At 66.5% G+C, this 19,033-nt stretch carries 17 protein-coding genes and 1 tRNA gene; all 18 read right to left on the reverse strand.

What is annotated here, in order from left to right:
• Positions 1 to 33: 33 nt before the first annotated feature.
• The 18 genes from WHH00_RS13040 to WHH00_RS13125 all read right to left on the reverse strand — a co-directional run bounded on the left by WHH00_RS13040 (position 34) and on the right by WHH00_RS13125 (position 19,010).
• Positions 34 to 1,389, reverse strand: coding sequence for an ABC transporter substrate-binding protein (locus WHH00_RS13040; protein WP_406633363.1), 1,356 nt, complete (start codon positions 1,387 to 1,389; stop codon positions 34 to 36).
• Positions 1,390 to 1,597: 208 nt separating this feature from the next.
• A tRNA-Leu gene (locus tag WHH00_RS13045) sits at positions 1,598 to 1,671 on the reverse strand.
• A gap of 20 nt (positions 1,672 to 1,691) precedes the next feature.
• Positions 1,692 to 2,636, reverse strand: a complete 945-nt coding sequence (locus WHH00_RS13050; RefSeq protein WP_406633365.1) for an N-acetyltransferase — start codon at positions 2,634 to 2,636, stop codon at positions 1,692 to 1,694.
• A gap of 138 nt (positions 2,637 to 2,774) precedes the next feature.
• Entirely contained in the window at positions 2,775 to 4,250 is a 1,476-nt protein-coding gene (locus tag WHH00_RS13055) for an NAD(P)/FAD-dependent oxidoreductase (RefSeq protein ID WP_406633367.1), read from the reverse strand.
• Between the two features lie 59 nt (positions 4,251 to 4,309).
• Positions 4,310 to 5,713, reverse strand: a complete 1,404-nt coding sequence (locus WHH00_RS13060) for a S8 family serine peptidase (protein ID WP_406633369.1) — start codon at positions 5,711 to 5,713, stop codon at positions 4,310 to 4,312.
• Between the two features lie 3 nt (positions 5,714 to 5,716).
• Positions 5,717 to 6,664 (reverse strand): exopolyphosphatase, encoded by a 948-nt coding sequence (locus WHH00_RS13065; RefSeq protein WP_406633371.1) that lies wholly within the window; start codon positions 6,662 to 6,664, stop codon positions 5,717 to 5,719.
• Positions 6,661 to 7,332, reverse strand: a complete 672-nt coding sequence (locus WHH00_RS13070) for a DUF501 domain-containing protein (RefSeq protein ID WP_406633373.1) — start codon at positions 7,330 to 7,332, stop codon at positions 6,661 to 6,663. The genes WHH00_RS13065 and WHH00_RS13070 overlap by 4 nt, the downstream gene beginning before the upstream one ends.
• Positions 7,333 to 7,360: 28 nt before the next feature.
• Positions 7,361 to 8,050 carry a septum formation initiator family protein gene (locus WHH00_RS13075; protein ID WP_406633375.1) on the reverse strand — a complete coding sequence of 230 codons (690 nt, stop codon included), beginning with the start codon at positions 8,048 to 8,050 and terminating at the stop codon, positions 7,361 to 7,363.
• Between the two features lie 139 nt (positions 8,051 to 8,189).
• The gene (gene eno / locus WHH00_RS13080; RefSeq protein ID WP_406633377.1) at positions 8,190 to 9,470 is read right to left on the reverse strand and encodes a phosphopyruvate hydratase; all 1,281 of its coding nucleotides are present in this window, start codon (positions 9,468 to 9,470) and stop codon (positions 8,190 to 8,192) included.
• Positions 9,471 to 9,603: 133 nt separating this feature from the next.
• Positions 9,604 to 10,212 (reverse strand): MazG nucleotide pyrophosphohydrolase domain-containing protein, encoded by a 609-nt coding sequence (locus WHH00_RS13085; protein WP_406638596.1) that lies wholly within the window; start codon positions 10,210 to 10,212, stop codon positions 9,604 to 9,606.
• Positions 10,213 to 10,297: 85 nt separating this feature from the next.
• Positions 10,298 to 11,428, reverse strand: coding sequence for an adenosine deaminase (locus WHH00_RS13090; RefSeq protein ID WP_406633379.1), 1,131 nt, complete (start codon positions 11,426 to 11,428; stop codon positions 10,298 to 10,300).
• A gap of 39 nt (positions 11,429 to 11,467) precedes the next feature.
• A complete protein-coding gene (locus WHH00_RS13095) occupies positions 11,468 to 12,196 on the reverse strand; it encodes a DedA family protein (RefSeq protein WP_406633381.1) in 729 nt (242 codons plus the stop codon).
• Positions 12,197 to 12,320: 124 nt separating this feature from the next.
• Entirely contained in the window at positions 12,321 to 12,950 is a 630-nt protein-coding gene (locus WHH00_RS13100) for a DedA family protein (protein ID WP_350004266.1), read from the reverse strand.
• A 6-nt stretch (positions 12,951 to 12,956) separates the two neighbouring features.
• A complete protein-coding gene (locus WHH00_RS13105) occupies positions 12,957 to 14,261 on the reverse strand; it encodes a thymidine phosphorylase (RefSeq protein WP_406638598.1) in 1,305 nt (434 codons plus the stop codon).
• Positions 14,262 to 14,296: 35 nt separating this feature from the next.
• The gene (locus WHH00_RS13110) at positions 14,297 to 14,740 is read right to left on the reverse strand and encodes a cytidine deaminase (protein WP_406633382.1); all 444 of its coding nucleotides are present in this window, start codon (positions 14,738 to 14,740) and stop codon (positions 14,297 to 14,299) included.
• A 4-nt stretch (positions 14,741 to 14,744) separates the two neighbouring features.
• Positions 14,745 to 16,070, reverse strand: coding sequence for an ABC transporter permease (locus tag WHH00_RS13115; protein WP_406633384.1), 1,326 nt, complete (start codon positions 16,068 to 16,070; stop codon positions 14,745 to 14,747).
• A complete protein-coding gene (locus tag WHH00_RS13120) occupies positions 16,067 to 17,440 on the reverse strand; it encodes an ABC transporter permease (protein WP_406633386.1) in 1,374 nt (457 codons plus the stop codon). The genes WHH00_RS13115 and WHH00_RS13120 overlap by 4 nt, the downstream gene beginning before the upstream one ends.
• Entirely contained in the window at positions 17,433 to 19,010 is a 1,578-nt protein-coding gene (locus tag WHH00_RS13125; RefSeq protein WP_406633388.1) for an ABC transporter ATP-binding protein, read from the reverse strand. The genes WHH00_RS13120 and WHH00_RS13125 overlap by 8 nt, the downstream gene beginning before the upstream one ends.
• Between the last annotated feature and the right edge of the window lie 23 nt (positions 19,011 to 19,033).

A 19,033-nucleotide genomic window follows, 5' to 3' on the forward strand; every position in this document is an offset into this window, starting at 1 on the left:
GACGGGGGCTTCCTTGTGTGTCAGGTACGGCGTTTACAGCTTGCCGAACTCTTCCTTCACCGCGGTGTACTTGTTGTCATCCTGGTACTCGTAGATGCCGATGTAGGCTTCTGTCGGGTCCCCGGCCTCGGAGAAGGTTACGGGGCCGGACTGGCCGTCGTAGTCCGCATCCTTGCCTTCCCTGATCAACGTGACGCAGGCAGCATAGGACGTGCACTTCTCGCCGCCTTCAGAGACTTCCTTGAGCTTGGCCGCAATGTCCACGCCCTTGGTGCTCTGTGCCGCCTCTGCGGCCAGCGAGATGAGGTTCACGGCGTCGTAGGACTCGCCGGCGTAGCTGTAGTCCTTGAGTGCCGGGTCGATGGCCAGCAGCTTCTTCTTGAACTCCTCCTGAGCGAACGTGCCCGGGATGGTGCCCCGCGCGCCCTTCAGGGTGCCCGCCTGGAAGTCCTTGCTGTAGTCGGAGGTGTTGCCGTCCACCAGGAACATCTGGGTGGCTTTGACGCCCTTGCCGGTCATCAGCGGGACAATGCTCTTGGCCTGGTCAAAGGTGATCAGGGCAATGGCGTCCGGCTTGGCAGCAATGATCTTGTCCACCTGGCTGCTGAACTGGGTGTCGCCCTCGTTGAAGAGTTCCTCCGCCACGACCTGGCCGCCCGCTGCCTCGAAGGCGGACTTGATGTTGGATGCCAGGCCGGTGCCGTACGCGTCATTCAGGACGATCATGCCCACGGTCTGCGCGCCGCAGGTGGCCATGTAGTTGCCGAGCACCTTGCCCTGCAGGACGTCGGAGGGTGCCGTGCGCCAGTAGAGGCCCTTGTCATCCCAGGTGGTGAAGTCCGGGGAGGTGTTGGCGGGCGAGAACTGGATGACGCCGGCGCCGGTGATCTGGTTGATGACCGTCTTGGATACACCTGAGGACGCTGCACCGATGATGGCACTGACCCCCTGGCCCAGCAACGCGGACGTGGACTGGGTGGCGATGTCCGTCTTGGTGTCACCGGAGTCGCGGTGAATCACTTCGACCGGCTTGCCCAGGACGCCGCCGGCCTTGTTGACTTCGTCGATGCCAAGGTTGACACCGGCGATTTCGGGCGGGCCGAGGAACGCCAGCGATCCGGTGGTGGGAAGGAGCGAACCAATCCGCAGGGGGGTTTCAGTAGAGCCGGTTGACGGCGGCACCGAGGGGGTCTCGGCAGGCTGGCTGGCGGCAGCGCCTCCACTGCCCTCCGTTGCGGGGCAAGCAATCCCTGCCGCTGATCCGGTGGCAGAGGATTCGGTTGCCGTGGGTGTGGACGAACCGCCGCAAGCCGTTGCCATAAAGGCGACGCCGATGCCAAGCGCTGTCAGCTTGGCAACACGGGTTCCCGCCTGGGGGAATAAAGTCATTTACGAGCTCCTCGATCTAAAGGTGCGAACGGCCTTTGACACGAAAAATCAGGTGTTCCTGATTTAGCTTCAAGCTAATGCAAATCGGAGCCGAAGATAAGTGACTGAGGTCACATCCTTATAACAGTAGTTGCATATGTGGAATTAAACGGAAGAAGCCGCCCGCGGTGCGGACGGCTTCCGTTCCTGGCCTTGCTTAGCTGCCGTGTACCCCAGGTGGGACTCGAACCCACAACACGCGGATTTTAAGTCCGCTGCCTCTGCCAATTGGGCTACTGGGGCGCCCGGTCAATGGTATCCCGTCAGGCGAGTGCGAAGGGTTCGGCATACCGGAACGTCCCGTGGATGCCGCCGGGCCAGAGAGCCAGGGGCAACAACTGGAAGTAGTCGCCCCACGCTTCCTCAGGCGGAAGTACGCCCAGCGAGGTGGCAGGGACAAAACCGAAGCGCGAGTAGTAGTCCGGGCTGCCCAGGAGGGCGATGCCGCTCTCCCCCGCAGCGTTCGCCCGCTGGATGGTCTCCTTCATGAGCGCAGAACCTATACCGTGCCGCTGGTGCCTGGGCGTAACGCCGATCGGCCCCAGGCCCAGCAGCCCGTGGTCACCCACGCGGGCCCGGGTACTGATGACGTGGCCCACCACCTGGCCGTCCAGGACGGCAACCACACTGAACTCGGGCAGGTACTCCTTGGACTCGAAGAGGCCCCGGAGCACCCTCACCTCCACGGGTTCGCCCTCAACTTTCAGGCCGGTGGCCGGGGAGACCGCAAAGGCGTCAGCTGTCAGGGCCAGGATGGCCTCGCGGTCCTCACGCGCCTCGCTGCGCAGCAGAAGCTCGGGCCGTGGCACCTGCCTGCTGTCCTGGGAAAGCCCGGCCAGGACTTCCAGGGCGCGGGGCGCATCGGCCACCGGAACCAGGAGGTGGTCATGGTGGAACCCGGCGAGCACGTTGCAGCTGATGCTCGCCTCGGCAAGGGCCTTGCTGACGGCAGCCGTCAGGCCCACGGCGTCCAGCGCAGAACGGACCTCCAGCGTGATCCAGGCGCCCACGAAGCCGTATGCCAGGCCCTCCCTGTCAGCCATCGCCCGGGGCAGCACCACCGCCAGGCCTTCGGCTTCGCGGATTGCCGCCTCAATGCCCTGCACCAGCGGCCTTCCCTCCGGCCACAGGACATAGACATATTCGCCGCTGCGCTGCACCGGATGCAGCGCGGCAAGCAGCGCCCCGAGGTTCTTCCCGCCAGTCATGGTGCCAGTCTAGGAGCCGTTGACCACCGTCGGCGGGACGCACCCTCCTGGAGACGATCATGCCGGGACGCAAACGGCGGCCGCCCCCGCACAGGGGACAGCCGCCGTCGTACATTCCGGCGCAGGGGCCGTGGGTCCTTACTTGGCCTTCGCCGAGACCGTTTCCTTGGCCTCAGCAGCGGCCGGGGACGTCGCCGAGGAGCCGGAACCGCCGCCCACCGGGGCCGGAGCCGCAGCGGGCTTGGGGGCCGGGGTGGCTGCTGCGACGAACGCGCCGCGCGGGTTGTCCAGGTCCATCAGCTGCGTGGTGTCGCGGCCGGTGAAGAAGCTGATGATCCAGTTGAGGATCACGCGGAACTTGCGCTCGAAGGTAGGCATTGCCATGCCGTGGTAGCCACGGTGTGCCAGCCAGGCAAGTGCGCCCTTGAGGCCGATGCTGCCCACCAGGTTGATGTTGGCAACACCCTTCCACTGGCCGAAGCCGGCCACGGCACCGAGGTTCTTGTGCTTGTAGTCCTTCATCGGTTTGTCCCAGCGGGAAGCCCACAGGTTCTTGGCGAGGCGCTTGGCCTGGCGCAGCGCGTGCTGGGCGTTGGGGACGCAGGTGCCGTCCGGGAGGCCCTTGCCGGTCAGGTCGGGAACCGCGGCGACGTCGCCGGCTGCCCAGGCGTTGTCGATGATGCCTTCGTCACCGGCAACCCGAAGGTCCGGCAGGACGCGGACGCGGCCGCGCGGCTCCAGCGGGAAATCGGTGGAGCGGACCATGGGGTTGGCCTGCACGCCGGCGGTCCACACGAGGGTGTCCGTTTCAAACTCCTGTGCGGGGGTCTTGTCCGGGAGGTTGATGAGCTTGAGGCTGCCCTCGGCGTTGTCCAGGGACGTATTGAGGAGCACCTCGATGCCGCGGCTGCGGAGGTGCTCCACAACCCATTCCGCCTGCTTAGCGGTAACTTCCGGCATGATCCGGCCCATGGCCTCGACCAGGACGAAGCGGACTTCCTCCTGCTTGATGCGCGGGTTGTTCCGGACGGCGGCCCGGGCGAGGTCTTCCATCTCGGTGATGCACTCGATGCCGGCGAAGCCGCCGCCAACCACCACGAAGGTGAGGGCGCGTGCACGGGCGGCAGGATCGGTCATGGTGGAGGCGACCTCGATGCGCTCGAGGACCTTGTTGCGCAGCGCAACGGCTTCCTCGATGGTCTTCAGGCCGATGCCCTTGTCCGCGAGTCCCTTGATGGGGAACGTACGGGTGATGGCGCCAGCGGCCATCACGACGTCGAAGTAGGGAACCTCGAAGTGCGCGCCGCCGTCAGCGGGGGCCACGACGGCCGTCCGGTTGGCGTGGTCGATCGAGGTGACGCGGCCCTGGATCAGTTCGGTCTGCTTGAGGTGCTGGCGGTGGGAAACCACAGCGTGGCGTGCCTCGATGTTGCCGCCTGCCACCTCGGGGAGGAAGGGCTGGTAGGTCATGTAGGGCAGTGGATCCACGAGGGTGACGATGCCACCGGCATTCGCGATCTTCTTCTGCAGTTTAAGTGCTACGTACAGGCCGACGTACCCGCCGCCGACGACGAGTACCCTGGGACGGTCCTGGAGCTCTGGGGTGGTTGCCATGGGTTTAAGGATACAGCAGTTTGTGAAAATCTTCACTAACTGGTTGGGCCGGCTGTATCCTAGGTTTTCGGGCCTGTTTCCACGGTCTCGGTGGCCCCGGTCTCCGCGTCCTCCCGGAGCAGCGCCGGGTTCCCCGCGGCCCTCCGCAACTGGACCGCCGCCGCCCCCAGAATGGCCACAAACAGCACGCCAAAGCCGATGACGACGGACGCCCCAATAGCGCTGTCACGCTGCGAGGGCTGCTCCGCTGCCGGCACCGTGGCTTCAGGCAGTGTTGGAGCGGCGCTGGGTACGTCCGTGGTGGGGAGCGGAGCGGGGGTAGCCAGGTTTCCCCTGCGGTGGACCCGGATCCATTCCGCAATGGAGCCCAGCGGGTTGCCTGCAGCCTCCGGGACGCTGTCCTTCAGTGCCGCCTCCGCGTTCAGCACGCCAAAGCCGTAGAGCGGATCCTTGCCGGGCGCACCGGCATCCCTGGCAGTTGAGACAATGCGGTTGATGACCTGCTCTGCGCTCATGGACGGCCACTTGGAGCGGATCAGCGCAGCTACGCCGGCAACAATCGGAGCGCTGCCGGAGGTTCCGGCCCATTCTGCATAGCCGCCGCCCGGAAGGCCGCCGAGCAGGTTCTCTGCCGGCGCGGCCACCCCGATGCTGATGCCCTGCGAAGACGCATCAATGCTCGCTGCGCCCTTCCGGTCCAGCCCGGCAACGGTGAGGACGCCGGGGATGGTGGCCGGAGCCCCCACCTGTATATTGCCGCCCACCCGGTTCCCGGCAGCGGCAACGATGACCACGTCTTTCTGCTCTGCGTACAGGAACGCGGCGTCCCAGCTCTGCGGCCACTGGGGAGTGGTGCTGCCCAGGGAAATGTTGATGACCTTTGCGCCGTTGTCCACTGCCCAGCGGACGGCTTCGGGGATCTGGTCCTGGTCGCTCTTGCCCGAGGGATTGGCCGAACCCAGCCAGGTGGAAACGGAGAGAATCTGGGCTTCCGGGGCAACCCCGACGATGCCATCGGGCGCAGCGCCGGAGGGGGCGGGTGCCGGACTGGCGCTGGCGGTGGGACTGGGACTGGGAGTGGCCGGCTGGTGGCCGCGCCCCGCCAGCATGGTGGCCACCAGGGTGCCGTGTTCCGGTTTCACGCCGACGCCCTGTTGTCCGTCCGGCCGGCCCGAACCGGACGCGTCATAGCCCCCGGCCACTGCGCCTTTCAGGTCCGGATGCTCTGCGTCCACACCGCTGTCAATGATGGCCACTTTGACGCCCGCGCCCTTGGAAACCTCCCAGGCCTTGGTGATGCCGGACTCGGCGAGCCAGTACTGCTTGTCCCGCCGCTCATCCGCCTGCGCCGCGGGGGCGGAGTAGAGGCCGAAGCCAAGGCAGGAGGCCGCAAGGACCAGGACCAGCAGTACTGCGGCTGCAGCGCGCGGCAGGCGGGCAGTCCGTGAAATGGAGAGGTGCATCGCTCAGCCGATGCTTAGGGCGATGCCGTCGAGGATGTCGTGCTCGCTGGCGGTGGCCGTGGTGATGCGGCCGCCGGTAAGCTCACCCAACTGTTCCAGGACGCGCCGCCACACGAGTCCGCCGGCTCCGATCACGTCCACCCGGCCGGGGTGCATGTAAGGCAGGGCGGCACGCTGGGAACGGGGCATTTCCAGCAGGCCCGTGGAGGCGGCCCGCACGGTGTCCAGCGACAGTTCGGCGCCGTGGATCGCGCCAGGCGAGTACTCGGCCAGTCCGAGCGCATGCGCGGTGATGGTGGTGATGGAGCCGGCAACACCGACGACGGCGGTGGCACGTTCCAGCGGAACGTCCTGGCGGGCGCGGGTGATGGCGGCGTCGACGTCGGCTTCCGCGGCTGCTATCTGCCGGGCAGTGGGGGGATCGTCCCGGAGGTGCCGTTCGGTAAGGCGGACGCAGCCGATGTCCACGGACTTTGCGGCTGTGACCCCGCTGGCGGTACCCAGCACGAACTCGGTGCTGCCGCCGCCCAGGTCCACCACCAGCACTTCCTGGCCGTCAAGGATGGGCAGGACGCTGCTTGCTCCGGCGAAGGACAGGGCTGCTTCCTCGTCGCCGGAGATCACTTCCGGTTCCACGCCGAGCAGGTTCCGGATTCCGTCCACGAAGACCTGCCGGTTCCGTGCATCGCGGCTGGCCGAGGTTGCCACGAAGCGGACCTTCGTTGCCCCGTGGTCCCGGATCAGCCGCGCGTAGTCAGCGGTGGCGGCGAAGGTGCGTTCCAGGGCCTCGGGCGCGAGTTCCCCCGTGGCGTCCACACCCTGGCCCAGCCGGACCACGCGCATCTCACGCACCACGTCGGTAAGTGCGGTGGTTCCATTGCTGCGCTCGATGTCCGCGATCAGGAGGCGGATGGAGTTGGTGCCGCAGTCGATGGCTGCAACCCTCGTCATTCCGGAGCCTCCGTGGTGGCGGCGGATTTCCGGACGGGGGCGGGCCGGCCCACGATGTCCGGCAGGCCCTGGGGTCCATGGCGGCTGAGGTCGCGCGAGGGGGCTTCGCCGGAGGTGTCCCAGGCTCCCTCGCAGTAGCACCTGTCAGCGGTCCACCATTCCTTGATGCGGTCCAGGCTTTCGTCCCCGAGCGGGTTGACGCCGCGCCCGGCGGCCAGTGAATGGCCTACCAGGACATGCAGGCATTTGACGCGGGTGGGCATGCCCCCTGCGGAGATACCGTCGATTTCGGGGACGGCCCCGATCCCCGAGCGTTCGCCGATGGCGTTGCGCGCTGCCAGGTAGGCGTCATGGGCCGAGCGGTAGGCGGCAGACAAATCCTCGTCGGCGGCCAGCTGGTCATTCATCTCGTTCATGACGCCCGCTGCCTCAAGCCTTGAGACCGCCGAGGTGATGACCGGATGCGTCAGGTAGAAAGTGGTGGGGAACGGTGTTCCGTTGCTGAGGCGGGGAGCGGTGGCGGCCACCAGCGGATTGCCGCAAACGCAGCGCGCAGGAATCTCCACCACGTCACGGACCGGCCGTCCCAGCTGGCGGCTCAGTACTTCAAGGTCGTGTGCTGATGGCTGGCGGGATTCATCCCGGGCGGCTGCCGTGTTGTGTTCCACTGTGGCGGGCCGTCCTTCCTGTTGCGGTTCAGTCTGTAGCCGCGCGCGTGATGGACTCCCACAGGGAATCCACCCACGGCAGATCGGCGGGGTCTTGTGCTGCTGCGCCGGGCTGGCTGCTGGTTTCTCCGGCCGGCAGGTCGCTGCCGAAAACCCAGTAGCCGGTTTCTCCCGGCATAACCATGTTAATGCGGTCGCGTGCCTGCTGTTTCACGTAGTTGGGGTCCTGCCAGCGCGAGACCTGCTGCCGGAGGGCGTCACCCTCGGCCTGGCGGGCTGCGATGTCGGCGTTCAGCGCATCGATCTCAGCCTTCTTGTCGAAGAAGATCTTGACCGTGGGCGCCAGCATGATGGTGATGGCCACCATCACCACGGCCAGGGCGAGCATCCGTCCGGAGAACGCCTTGGCCGGTACGGGCTGCTGGTCTTCTGCTGCTTCATCGCCTGCGGCCCCGCTGCCGGCACGTTGTGCCGTGCCCGAGGTGGCGCTGCTCCCCTTGCGGCGGCTGGCCTGCCCGCCGTCCTTGCGGCCGTGCGGTTCCCGGCGTGCCGCCGGTGATGCCGCTGACGGTGCACCGGCGGATTCCGAGGGCGCCTTGGCGGACGTGGTGTCCTTGCCCGGGCCGAAGTCTGCGCGGATGACCTCCGCGTCGCCGGAAGCGTCCTTTGCGGAACGGGCCGGGGCAACCTTGGGGACTTTGGGACGGCGGGTAGCCATGACACTCCTGAAACACGCAGCCTGCCTGGGCCGCCACTATCTGGGCTGGAACACGTACTGCTGAAACACGTGCTGCTGAAACAGCAACGGTGGCTATGGTCTTTCAACCATAGCCACCGTTGATTGTTTTACGCGGCTACTAGCCCTTGAAACGCGGGAAGGCAGCGCGGCCGGCGTAGCGTGCGGCGTCGTCGAGTTCCTCTTCGATGCGCAGCAGCTGGTTGTACTTGGCGACGCGCTCGGAGCGGGCCGGGGCGCCGGTCTTGATCTGGCCGGCGTTGGTGGCCACCGCGATGTCGGCGATGGTGGTGTCCTCGGTTTCGCCGGAGCGGTGCGAGGTGATGGTGGTGTAGCCGGCACGCTGGGCCAGGCTGACGGCGTCCAGGGTCTCGGTCAGCGAGCCGATCTGGTTGACCTTGACCAGCAGCGAGTTGGCGGTCTTGGTGTCGATGCCGCGCTGCAGGATGGAGGGGTTGGTGACGAACAGGTCATCGCCAACCAGCTGGACCTTGTCGCCGATGGAATCGGTGAGGGTCTTCCAGCCGTCCCAGTCGTTCTCGTCCAGCGGGTCCTCGATGGAGACCAGCGGGTAGTCGGCCACGAGCTCGGCGTAGTAGGCGCTCATCTCGGCCGAAGTCAGCGACTTGCCTTCGAACTGGTAGGCGCCGTCGGTGAAGAACTCGGAGGAGGCAACGTCCAGGGCCAGGGCAATGTCCTTGCCCGGGGTGTAGCCGGCGTTCTTGATGGCTTCCTGGATCAGGTCCAGTGCCGCGCGGTTGGACGGCAGGTTCGGCGCGAAGCCGCCTTCGTCGCCCAGGCCGGTGGCGAGGCCCTTTTCTTTGAGGACGGACTTGAGGGCGTGGTAGACCTCAACGCCCCAGCGCAGGCCCTCGGAGAAGGTCTCGGCGCCCAGCGGAACAACCATGAATTCCTGGATGTCGACGTCGGAATCGGCGTGGCTGCCACCGTTGAGGATGTTCATCAGCGGGACGGGCAGGACGTGGGCGTTGGGGCCGCCCAGGTACTTGTACAGCGGCAGGTCCGCGGAGGCGGCGGCTGCGTTGGCAACGGCCAGGGACACGCCCAGGATGGCGTTGGCGCCCAGCTTGCCCTTGTTCGGGGTGCCGTCCAGGTCAAGCATGGCCTGGTCGATGCTGCGCTGGTCGGTGGCGTCGAAGCCGGTCAGTGCCGGGGCGATCTGGTCGATGATCGCGTCAACGGCCTTCTGGACACCCTTGCCGAGGTAACGGCCCTTGTCGCCGTCGCGCAGCTCAACGGCTTCGTGCTCGCCGGTGGAAGCACCGGAGGGAACTGCTGCGCGGCCGATCTGGCCGTCGGAGAGCAGGACCTCAACTTCTACGGTCGGGTTGCCACGGGAATCGAGGATCTCGCGGGCGTGGATGGCATCGATAAGCGCCATGAATTTGCTCCTTATGGGCGATTAACGGGGGGATCTAACAGAAAAATTCGACGTACTCGTCACAGACCAGCGTAGTCGAGAGTGGTCCGGGTTACGGAAAACTATCCAGCGCCCGGACGTCATGATGGTGCGGCTAGCCCTGCTGGTAGCGCCGGACGGCGCCGCGCAGGGCACGCTCGGCATCGAATCCGCTGGTCCGTGCGGAATGGACGACGGCGAGCAGCAGCTCCCCGAGCTCTTCTTCCGTTCCGGGGATGGGAACGGAAGGCGGCAGGGCGACCCCGGCCCGCGCGGCCCGGTCGATTGATTTCTGTGCCCGGGCAAGTGCCGGAAGCGCCTGGGGAATCCCCGCGAACGGATCCTGCCGTTCCGGCCGCTCGGTGCGCTTCACGGCGTCCCACTTCTGCACGATTTCCTCCACGGTTGAGGGGAACGTGTCCTGCAGGGAACCGTCCGGACGGAAGACGTGGGGGTTCCGGCGGACCATTTTGGCACTCAGGCCGCGTGCGACGTCGTCGAACGTGAAAGCGCCGCGTTCCTCGGCGAGCCGGGCGTGCAGCACCACCTGCAGGAGGACGTCGCCCAGCTCACCCAGCAGCTCGGCGTCGTCAATTCCCTGCGGGTTCGCCGCTCCGCCCGCGCCCCCGCCTTCGCCGGGCGCGGCAGCCTCGATCGTTTCGGCCACTTCAAAGGCCTCTTCGAGGAGGTACTCCACCAGGGATGCGTGGGTGAGCGCCCCCATCCAGGGGCAGTGCTCCCGCAGGGAAGCGATGACGTACTGAAGCTCCCCCACTTCACCCGCAGGGTAGCTGCCGGCCTCCGGCTGGTTAGCCAAGGTTGGCGTAGGAGTCGTTGATGTACTCCACCAGGGCTTCCTTCTCTTCCAGGGGCAGGAAGGATGCCTCGGCGGCGTTGAGGGTCAGTTCCAGCAGGTCGTCGAGGTCGTAATCGAAGGTTTCCACCAGCAGGTCGAACTCGTCCGTCAGCGTAACGCCGCTCATCAGCCGGTTGTCGGTGTTGATGGTGACGTTGAAGCCGAGCTGGTACAGCATGTCCAAGGGGTGGCTTTCGATGCCCTCGCCGAACCCGGCAATCGCACCCGTCTGCAGGTTGGAGGACGGGCAGATTTCCAGGGCGATGCCGCGGTCCCGGATCCAGCTGGAGAGGTCACCCAGGGTGACCAGGCCAACGGTGTCTTCGGCGTCGTCTTCGAACTCAACCATGATGTCCTCGGCGATTCTTACGCCATGGCCCAGGCGGAGGGCGCGGCCGTCCACCAGGGCGGACTGGATGCTCTCCAGCCCGGCCGCCTCTCCGGCGTGGACGGTGGCGGGGAAGTTGTGCTGCGCAAGGTAGGTGAAGGCATCCCGGAAGCGGGCGGGAAGGAAACCGTCCTCGGCTCCGGCGATGTCGAAACCGACGGCACCCTTGTTGCGGTGGCGGACGGCGAGCTCGGCGATCTCCTGGCCGCGGTCCGCGTGGCGCATGGCGGTGATGAGCTGGCCCACCTGGATCTCGCGCCCGCTCTCCCCCACGGCCTCGACGCCGGCTTCGAGGCCTTCCTGCACGGCCTCGACGGCCTCATCCAGCGAGAGGCCCTTCCGGAGATGCTGCTCCGGCGCCCACCTCACCTCGCCGTACACCACGCCGTCGTCAGCGAGGTCCTCAACGAACTCCTTGGCCACGCGGAACAGGCCCTCGTGGGTCTGCATGACGGCCACGGTGTGGTCGAAGGTCTCCAGGTACCGGACCAGCGAGCCCGAGTTGGCGGACTCGCGGAACCACTCGCCCAGGGCAACGGGATCGGTGGAAGGCAGTGTGTGCCCAACGGCTTCCGCCAGCTCGATGATGGTGGCCGGGCGCAGTCCTCCGTCCAGGTGGTCGTGGAGGGAGACCTTGGGCAAGTTCTTCAGGTCGAAATCGATGGCAGGGGCAGCGTCAACAATGGGCTCAGTCACGTTCCCACCTTAGGGTGGGCAGGAGCCCAAAGCCAGCCGCTACTTTGCTGCCGGTTCGCCGTCCCCGGCTGCGGAAGCATAGTGCTGCGCGCTGCCGTTCCGTGGGCCGCGGGCACCGGACGGGCCGCCGTCGAGCCACCCGTCAACCTCCTGCGCGTCGTTCCGGGCGAGGTGCTTGTGCCACAGCCGGAGCACGTGGTCCAGCAGGACGCCCAGAATGATGGCGAAGACCACCGCGATGCCTGCGCTGAGGAGCGGATTGTGGTGCAGCCAAGGGAAAGAGCTGGCCAGCAGGCCGATCCCGATGGAGTAGCCCACCCACGTGAAGCAGGCGAAAGCATCGAGCAGGAAGAAGCGGCGGTGCGGGAATCCCGTGCTGCCTGCGACGTAGTTGACGGCCACCCGGCCCCAGGGGATGTAGCGGGCGGTGAAGATCAGTACGGCGCCGCGCTTGTCCAGCTCGTAGCGGGCCCAGCTGAAGGCCTTCTGGACTTTGGTGCGGCGCATCCACTTCCACCGCTTGAGCCCGATGCGCCTGCCGAGCATAAACGCCATGTTGTCCCCTGCGATGGCTCCAACCAGGGCGGTGAAGCCCAGGATCCAGAGGTTCGGTTCGCCGCTGTGCCGGGAAAAGGCCGCCAGGGCCACGATCAGCGTTTCGCTGGGGACCACCATGGCGAAGCCGTCAACGAAGAAGAACACCAGCAGGAGCGGGTAGATCCACCACTGACCCGCTGCATGGAGCACGGCCTCATTAATAAACTCCACGCGGGTGTTGCTCCTATGCAAATTGGCGTGGCCGTCAGTGACCCGGCCAAGCGGAAATCGTCTCTAAGTCTCCCATGGGCAGGGCGCCTTCGCTACGCCCCTGCCTGCTGGAACAACGCTTCGCCTACGCTTCGGGTTCCTTCATGCGCTCCACCATTGGCGGCTGCCGCCGGAGGCGGTTGATGGCCAGGTCCACCACGATCCCCAGGGCCACCGCACACACAATGGCGATGACCGCCCCCAGCAGGTGGTTGTCCTCGAACCACTGGCCAAAAAACAGCCCGATTCCCACCGAGTAGCCGGCCCAGAGTGTGGCTGACAGGATGGTCAGCCCCACAAAACGCAGGTGCGGATAGTGGGTTACCCCGGCGGTGAGGTTGACCGCCACCCGGCCGATCGGGACGAACCTCGCCACCAGGATCAGCGACGCGGGCCGTTTGCGCAGTTCCCTGCCGGCCCACCTGAAGGCGCTCTGCATCCGCGGCCCCCGCATCCAGGACCAGCGCCGGGTGCCCACCCTGCGGCCAATCAGGTAGGCGATGTTGTCACCCGAAAAAGCACCAAGCGCGGCCACCAGCATCAGCAGCCAGGGGTTGGGGACGTCGGCGGTGGCGGCGACTGCGGACAGGCCCACCACCACCGATTCGCTGGGAATGGGCGGGAAGAAGCCGTCAATGATGCAGCACGCAAGGACGACGAACAGCACCCAGGGCTGTCCTGCGGCGGCAAGGATGAAGTCATTGATGGCCTGCATGGATCCCTATGCTATTCGGTCAATGATCAACCGCTGTGCCGGCCTCGATCCCTCCGGTGCAATGACCACTGCGTGTTCCAGCGCTTCCTTGGCCCGCGCAAAGCGCTCCGGGGTGTCCGTGAGCAGGGTCATCAGGGGCTCCCCCGCGCGGACCAGGGCGCCGGGCTTGGCATGCATCCGGACTCCGGCGCCTGCCTGGACGGCGTCCTCCTTGCGGGCGCGCCCGGCACCGAGGCGCCAGGCCGCAACGCCGACGGCGAGGGCGTCCAGCTCCACGAGCACCCCGTCCGCCGGGGCGTAGACCACCTCGGACTCGCGGGCGACGGGCAGCTTGGCCCGCGGGTCCCCGCCCTGGGCTTCAATCATGCGGTTCCAGATGTCCATGGCCCGGCCGTCCTTGAGCGCGGCGGCGGGATCGGCGTCGGACACTCCGGCGCAGGCAAGCATTTCCTCTGCGAGCCGGACGGTCAGCTCCACGACGTCGTCCGGACCGCCGCCGGCCAGAACCTCCAGGGATTCCTCGACCTCGATGGCGTTGCCGGCCGTCAGTCCCAGCGGGGTGTCCATGTTGGTGAGCAACGCCACGGTGTTCACGCCCGCGTCCTTGCCCAGCGCCACCATGGTCTCGGCAAGCTCGCGCGCCCGGGCTTCGTCCTTCATGAACGCGCCGCTGCCCACCTTGACGTCGAGGACCAGGGAGCCGGTCCCTTCGGCGATTTTCTTGCTCATGATGGATGAGGCAATCAGCGGAATGGCCTCCACCGTCCCCGTGACATCACGCAGCGCGTAAAGCTTCCTGTCAGCGGGGGCCAGGCCGGCGCCGGCGGCGCAGATCACGGCGCCCACGTCCTGGAGCTGCGCGAGCATCTCCTCGCTGCTCAGGGAAGCACGCCACCCCGGGATGGATTCGAGTTTGTCCAGGGTGCCCCCGGTGTGGCCAAGCCCCCGGCCCGAGAGCTGCGGAACAGCCACCCCGAACACCGCAACCAGCGGCGCGAGCGGCAGTGTGATTTTGTCCCCCACGCCGCCCGTTGAGTGCTTGTCCGACGTGTACTTCAGGCCGCCGTCGGGCCGGCGAAGGCTGGAGAAGTCCATCCGCTCGCCCGAGGCGATCATCGCCGCCGTCCAGCGGGCAATCTCCGTGCGGTTCATGCCGTTGAGCAGGATGGCCATGTTCAGGGCCGCCATTTGCTCGTCGGCGATGGCGCCGCGGGTGTAGGCGTCGATGGTCCAGTCGATCTGTTCCGGGCTCAGGACACCTTTGTCCCGCTTCACGCGGATGATGTCGACGGCGTCGAACGGTTCGGCCATGTTGTCCACTGCGTGGGTCTTTGCCACCTTGTCAGTCACGCTGTTTCCTCCAGGTGTTGGGGACCAAAGGCGTCAGGCAACACCTGGTCCATCGTTTTGATGCCTTGGGTTGTCATGAGCTCCATGTCCGGGGCGCGGAACTCGTACAGCAGCTGCCGGCAGCGCCCGCAGGGCATCAGTACGTTGCCGCCCCCGTCCACGCAGTAGAACGCGCGGAGCAGGCCCCCGCCGGTCATGTGCAGGTTGCCCACCAGCGCGCATTCGGCGCAGAGGGTCAGGCCGTAGCTGGCGTTCTCCACGTTGCAGCCGCTGACCAGCCGGCCGTCGCCGGTCAGGGCCGCTGCACCCACCGGGAACTTCGAATAGGGAACGTAGGCGTGCTCCATCGCGGCGACCGCGGCAGCCTTCAATGCCTCCCAGTCAACCGGCTGCAGCTTGTCAAAGCCTGTGGCGCCGCGCGCTTCTGCAGGTCCGTCCACGCTGTCAGCCCTTGACATACGGAATGCCGCTGGCCGCGGGTCCCCTGGATTTACCCACCAGCCCTGCCACCGCCAGGACCGTTACCAGGTACGGGAGCATGGCCATGAACTGGCTGGGAACCGGCGTGCCGATAATGGTGACGATGCTCTGCAGGTTGTCCGCGAATCCGAACAGCAGCGCGGCGAAGAAAGCCCCGATCGGGTTCCACCGGCCGAAGATCAGGGCCGCCAGGGCAATAAAGCCGCGGCCGCCGGAGATCTCCTTGGTGAAGCTGTCGATGGCCACCAGGGTGAAGAAGGACCCGCCGATGCCGGCCACTGCCCCGCCCAGGGTGACGTTCCAGAACCGGGTGGCGTTCACGTTGATGCCCAGGGTGTCCGCGGCCTGCGGGTGCTCGCCGACAGCCCGCACGCGCAGTCCCCACCGGGTCTTGAAGAGGCCCACCCAGACCACCAGGACCGCGATGTACATCAGGTAGCCCACCAGGGACTGGCGGAACAGGATGGGGCCGATCACGGGGATGCTGGACAGGACGGGAATCTCGATGATGTCCAGGCCGGGAGGCGAGTTGAACTGCGCCTTGTTGGCCTGCATCACGGTGCTGAACAGGAAGCCTGTCACGCCGGAGACCAGCACGTTAAGGACCACGCCGACGATGATCTGGTTGACCAGGTATTTGATGCTGAACAGTGCCAGCACCATGGAAACCACGGCACCTGCCACGGCGGCGGCCAGCAGCCCGATGAAGGGGTTCTGCGTCATGCTGGCGACGATCGCGGCGGTGAACGCCCCGCCCAGCAGCTGGCCCTCAATGGCGATGTTCACCACGCCCACCCGCTCGCACAGGACGCCGGACAGTGATCCGAACACCAGCGGAACGGCCAGGGTGACTGAACCGGCGATGAGCCCGGCCAGCGAGATGCTGGGGGTCCGGGCGCCGCCCACCACCCAAATGAGGAACGCGGCCACGAACAGGACGATGAACGCCACGGTCAGCCAGCCCGGGACGGGCTTGTCCCTGGTCTTGAGGTAGATGGCGTACGCCGCCAGTCCCAGCAGGAGGATGGACAGCACCAGGCCGCCAACGAAGGCGTTCACCTGGAGGGCCGGCAGCTGGAAAAAGTCGCTGCCCGTGGAGATCCCGAAGCTGGCCGTCTGGTTGGGTGCAAGCAGACCGAAGAACACCAGTGCGATGACCGCGAAGGCGGCCAGGAACACGGGTGTCTTCCAGCCCACGGGCTTGGCCGAGACAGTGGCGGCGGCAGCATCTTTGCCTGCGTTTCCGGGCTGCGGGTTGCCGGGCCTGGATGAGGATACTGTCGTGCTCATGCTGCACCTCCGGTGGTTGCTGCCTCGCGGTACTTGGCCGGGCGGGCGGGCTTCCGGCGCCGGGGGTTCAGGCCGAAGATGGCCCGGACCAGCGGCGGAGCCGCGATGAACAGGACAATGAGGGACTGGACCACCAGGACGATGTCGATGGGGGTTCCGGTCTGGATCTGCATCTGGACTGCTCCGGCGCGGAAGGCGCCGAACAGGAGGCCCGCCGCGAAGGTGCCCCACGGCGTCGAACGTCCCAGGAGGGCCACTGTGATGGCGTCGAAACCATAGGTGGCCGCAACGCCGTCAGTGAGGACCTTCTCCGTACCCGCAACCTGTGCCACGCCGGACATGCCGGCCAGCCCTCCGGCGATGGCCATGACCAGGATGGTGGAGCGGGACACGTTGATGCCCGCAGTCTGCGCGGCCTTGGGGTTTGCCCCCACGGCACGGAACTCGAAGCCCACAGTGGAGCGGTTCAGGAGCCACCACACCAGGACGGTGGCGGCTATGGCCAGGAGGAATCCAAGGTGAAGCCGGTACTGGCTGCCCAAAATCTGCGGGTAGACGGCGGTGGGGTCCAGGATGGGCGAAATCGGGTTCGACTCCCCCGGCCGCTGGAAGGCAGGAGTGTTGAGGAGGTACCGCAGGAAATACAGCGCGATGTAGTTGAACATGATGGTCAGGATGACCTCATGGGCACCGGTGCGGGCCTTGAGGACGCCCACGAGTCCGCCCCAGAAGGCACCGCCGATGATGCCGGCCACCAGGACCAGGAGCAGGTGCAGGCCCATCGGCAGGTCGAGCGCGAACCCCACCCACGCGGCCAGGATGCCGGCCACGATGATCTGCCCCTGGGCGCCAATGTTGAACAGGCCCGCGCGGAAGGCAAGGGCCACGCCCAGGCCGGCCGTGATGAGCGGGGTGGCGATGGTGAGGGTTTCCATGAAGGGCGCGAACTGGGCCGCCACCCCGTTGCCCCGCGGGTTGAACACCGAACCCTGGAACAGGGCAATGTAGGACCGTGTGGCCGCGTTCCAGACGGCAGCCAAGAAGTCGGTAGGCCGGGCGAAGAAGTACGTGGCCGTGGCGGCAACCTGCCTGTCCGTGCTGGCGATGAGCAGCCCGCCGATGATGAGGGCCAGCAGGACAGCCAGGACCGAAACCATGCCGCTGCCGGTGAAGATTTTCCGGAGCAGGGTATCGGGGCCACCCGGGAGCTGGCCGCTTTGGGCCGTCGCGGGGACTGCCGACGGTTCCATGGCGCCGCCGGCGGTATCAACGGATACGAGTGCGGCGGTTTCCTCGGACGCGGGGGTGGCCTGCGGCCGCCGGTCAGCGGGCTCGCCTCCGGCGTGTTTGGGTGGGTGCTTTTCAGACATGGTCGCCTCCTTCGGCGTCGGAGGTGCTGATGGTGGTGGTGTCCGCGGCTTTTCGGGCCTGGACATGTTCCTCCGGCGGGATGCCGGCCATCATGAGGCCCAGGACGTCCCGGCTGGTTCCGGCCGGGACCACACCCACGAGTTTTCCCTTGTAGAGCACGGCGATCCGGTCCGCCAGTTCCATGACCTCGTCCAGTTCTGTGGAGATGATCATCACCGGCGTGCCCTGGTCCCGTTCTGCCACGATCCGCTTGTGCAGGAATTCGATGGATCCCACGTCCACGCCGCGGGTGGGCTGGGAGGCAATGAACAGGCGCAGCGGGCGGGACAGCTCGCGGGCCATCACCACCTTCTGCTGGTTGCCGCCGGACAGTGTTCCGGCGGCAAGTGCACCGGACGGGGTCCGGACATCGAACTCCTCGATCCGGGTCTTGGCGTTCTCCAGCACCCTGGCAGGGCTCATGCTGATGCCCTTGGCGAAGGGGGGTTGGTCGTACCGGTCCAGGATCAGGTTCTCAGCGATGGAGAAGGTGCCGATCAGGCCGTCCACGGAGCGGTCCTCGGGGACGAATCCGACGCCGGCGTTCAGCACCTCTTTGACGCTGCGGCCCAGGAGCTCCTGGCCGTCCAGCAGGATGGAACCGTGGACCCGGTCCTGGAGGCCGAGGATGGCCTCGGTCAGTTCCGTCTGGCCGTTGCCCTGAACGCCGGCTACCGCGAGGATTTCTCCGCGGGCGATCTCGAGGCTGAGGCCGTCCACGATGTGCTGGCCGTTGGGGGCGATGACGGTAAGGTTCCGGACCTCGAACGTCTTTTCCTTGGGCTGTGCCGGGGCTTTGTCCAAGGTGAGGCTGACGGCGCGGCCCACCATCATGGACGCCAGTTCGGTGGTGGAGGCGGCCGGGTCGGCCGTTCCTACCACCTTGCCCCGCCGGATCACCGTGATGGTGTCCGAGACCGCCTTGACTTCCCGCAGCTTGTGCGAAATGAAGACGATGGACGTCCCGCCCGACTTGAGCTGCCGCATGATGTCCAGGAGTTCGTCGGTTTCCTGGGGTGTCAGGACGGCGGTGGGTTCGTCCAGGATGAGGACTTTGGCGTTGCGGACCAGCGCCTTGATGATTTCAACGCGCTGCTGGACGCCGACGGGCAGGTCCTCGACGAGGGCGTCGGGGTCAACGTCGAACCCGTACTGGTCCGAGATTTCCTTGATCCGGCGGCGCGTCTCGTCCAGGTTGAGGAAGCCGGCGGCCTTGGTGGGCTCGGCCCCGAGTGCCACGTTCTCCGCGACGGTGAAGACGGGAACCAGCATGAAGTGCTGGTGGACCATGCCGATGCCCGCTTCCATGGCGTCACCGGGCCCGCGGAAGGAAACAGGCTTGCCGTCAACCAGGATTTCGCCCTCGGACGGTTCATAAAGGCCGTACAGCACGTTCATGAGGGTGGACTTGCCGGCCCCGTTTTCACCCAGGAGACAGTGGATCTGTCCGGGCTCAACCACCACGTCGATGTGGTCGTTGGCAAGCAGGGTGCCAAAGCGTTTAGTGATCCCTCTGAGTTCAAGTTTCAAAACTCTGACCAATCTCGATGCGT

Origin of the sequence: Pseudarthrobacter quantipunctorum, from assembly GCF_045291495.1 — a bacterium.
GTDB classification, from domain to species: domain Bacteria; phylum Actinomycetota; class Actinomycetes; order Actinomycetales; family Micrococcaceae; genus Arthrobacter; species Arthrobacter quantipunctorum.

Coding starts and splice junctions, on each gene's coding strand:
- WHH00_RS13105 (WP_406638598.1), bottom strand. CDS start 14,261: ATGGCCGAACCGTTCGACGCCGTCGACATCATCCGCGTGAAGCGGGAC.
- WHH00_RS13065 (WP_406633371.1), bottom strand. CDS start 6,664: ATGACGAGGGTTGCAGCCATCGACTGCGGCACCAACTCCATCCGCCTC.
- WHH00_RS13085 (WP_406638596.1), bottom strand. CDS start 10,212: ATGGGGGCGCTCACCCACGCATCCCTGGTGGAGTACCTCCTCGAAGAG.
- WHH00_RS13075 (WP_406633375.1), bottom strand. CDS start 8,050: ATGGCTACCCGCCGTCCCAAAGTCCCCAAGGTTGCCCCGGCCCGTTCC.
- WHH00_RS13060 (WP_406633369.1), bottom strand. CDS start 5,713: ATGCACCTCTCCATTTCACGGACTGCCCGCCTGCCGCGCGCTGCAGCC.
- WHH00_RS13050 (WP_406633365.1), bottom strand. CDS start 2,636: ATGACTGGCGGGAAGAACCTCGGGGCGCTGCTTGCCGCGCTGCATCCG.
- WHH00_RS13100 (WP_350004266.1), bottom strand. CDS start 12,950: ATGCAGGCCATCAATGACTTCATCCTTGCCGCCGCAGGACAGCCCTGG.
- WHH00_RS13055 (WP_406633367.1), bottom strand. CDS start 4,250: ATGGCAACCACCCCAGAGCTCCAGGACCGTCCCAGGGTACTCGTCGTC.
- WHH00_RS13115 (WP_406633384.1), bottom strand. CDS start 16,070: ATGAGCACGACAGTATCCTCATCCAGGCCCGGCAACCCGCAGCCCGGA.
- eno (WP_406633377.1), bottom strand. CDS start 9,470: ATGGCGCTTATCGATGCCATCCACGCCCGCGAGATCCTCGATTCCCGT.
- WHH00_RS13120 (WP_406633386.1), bottom strand. CDS start 17,440: ATGTCTGAAAAGCACCCACCCAAACACGCCGGAGGCGAGCCCGCTGAC.
- WHH00_RS13040 (WP_406633363.1), bottom strand. CDS start 1,389: ATGACTTTATTCCCCCAGGCGGGAACCCGTGTTGCCAAGCTGACAGCG.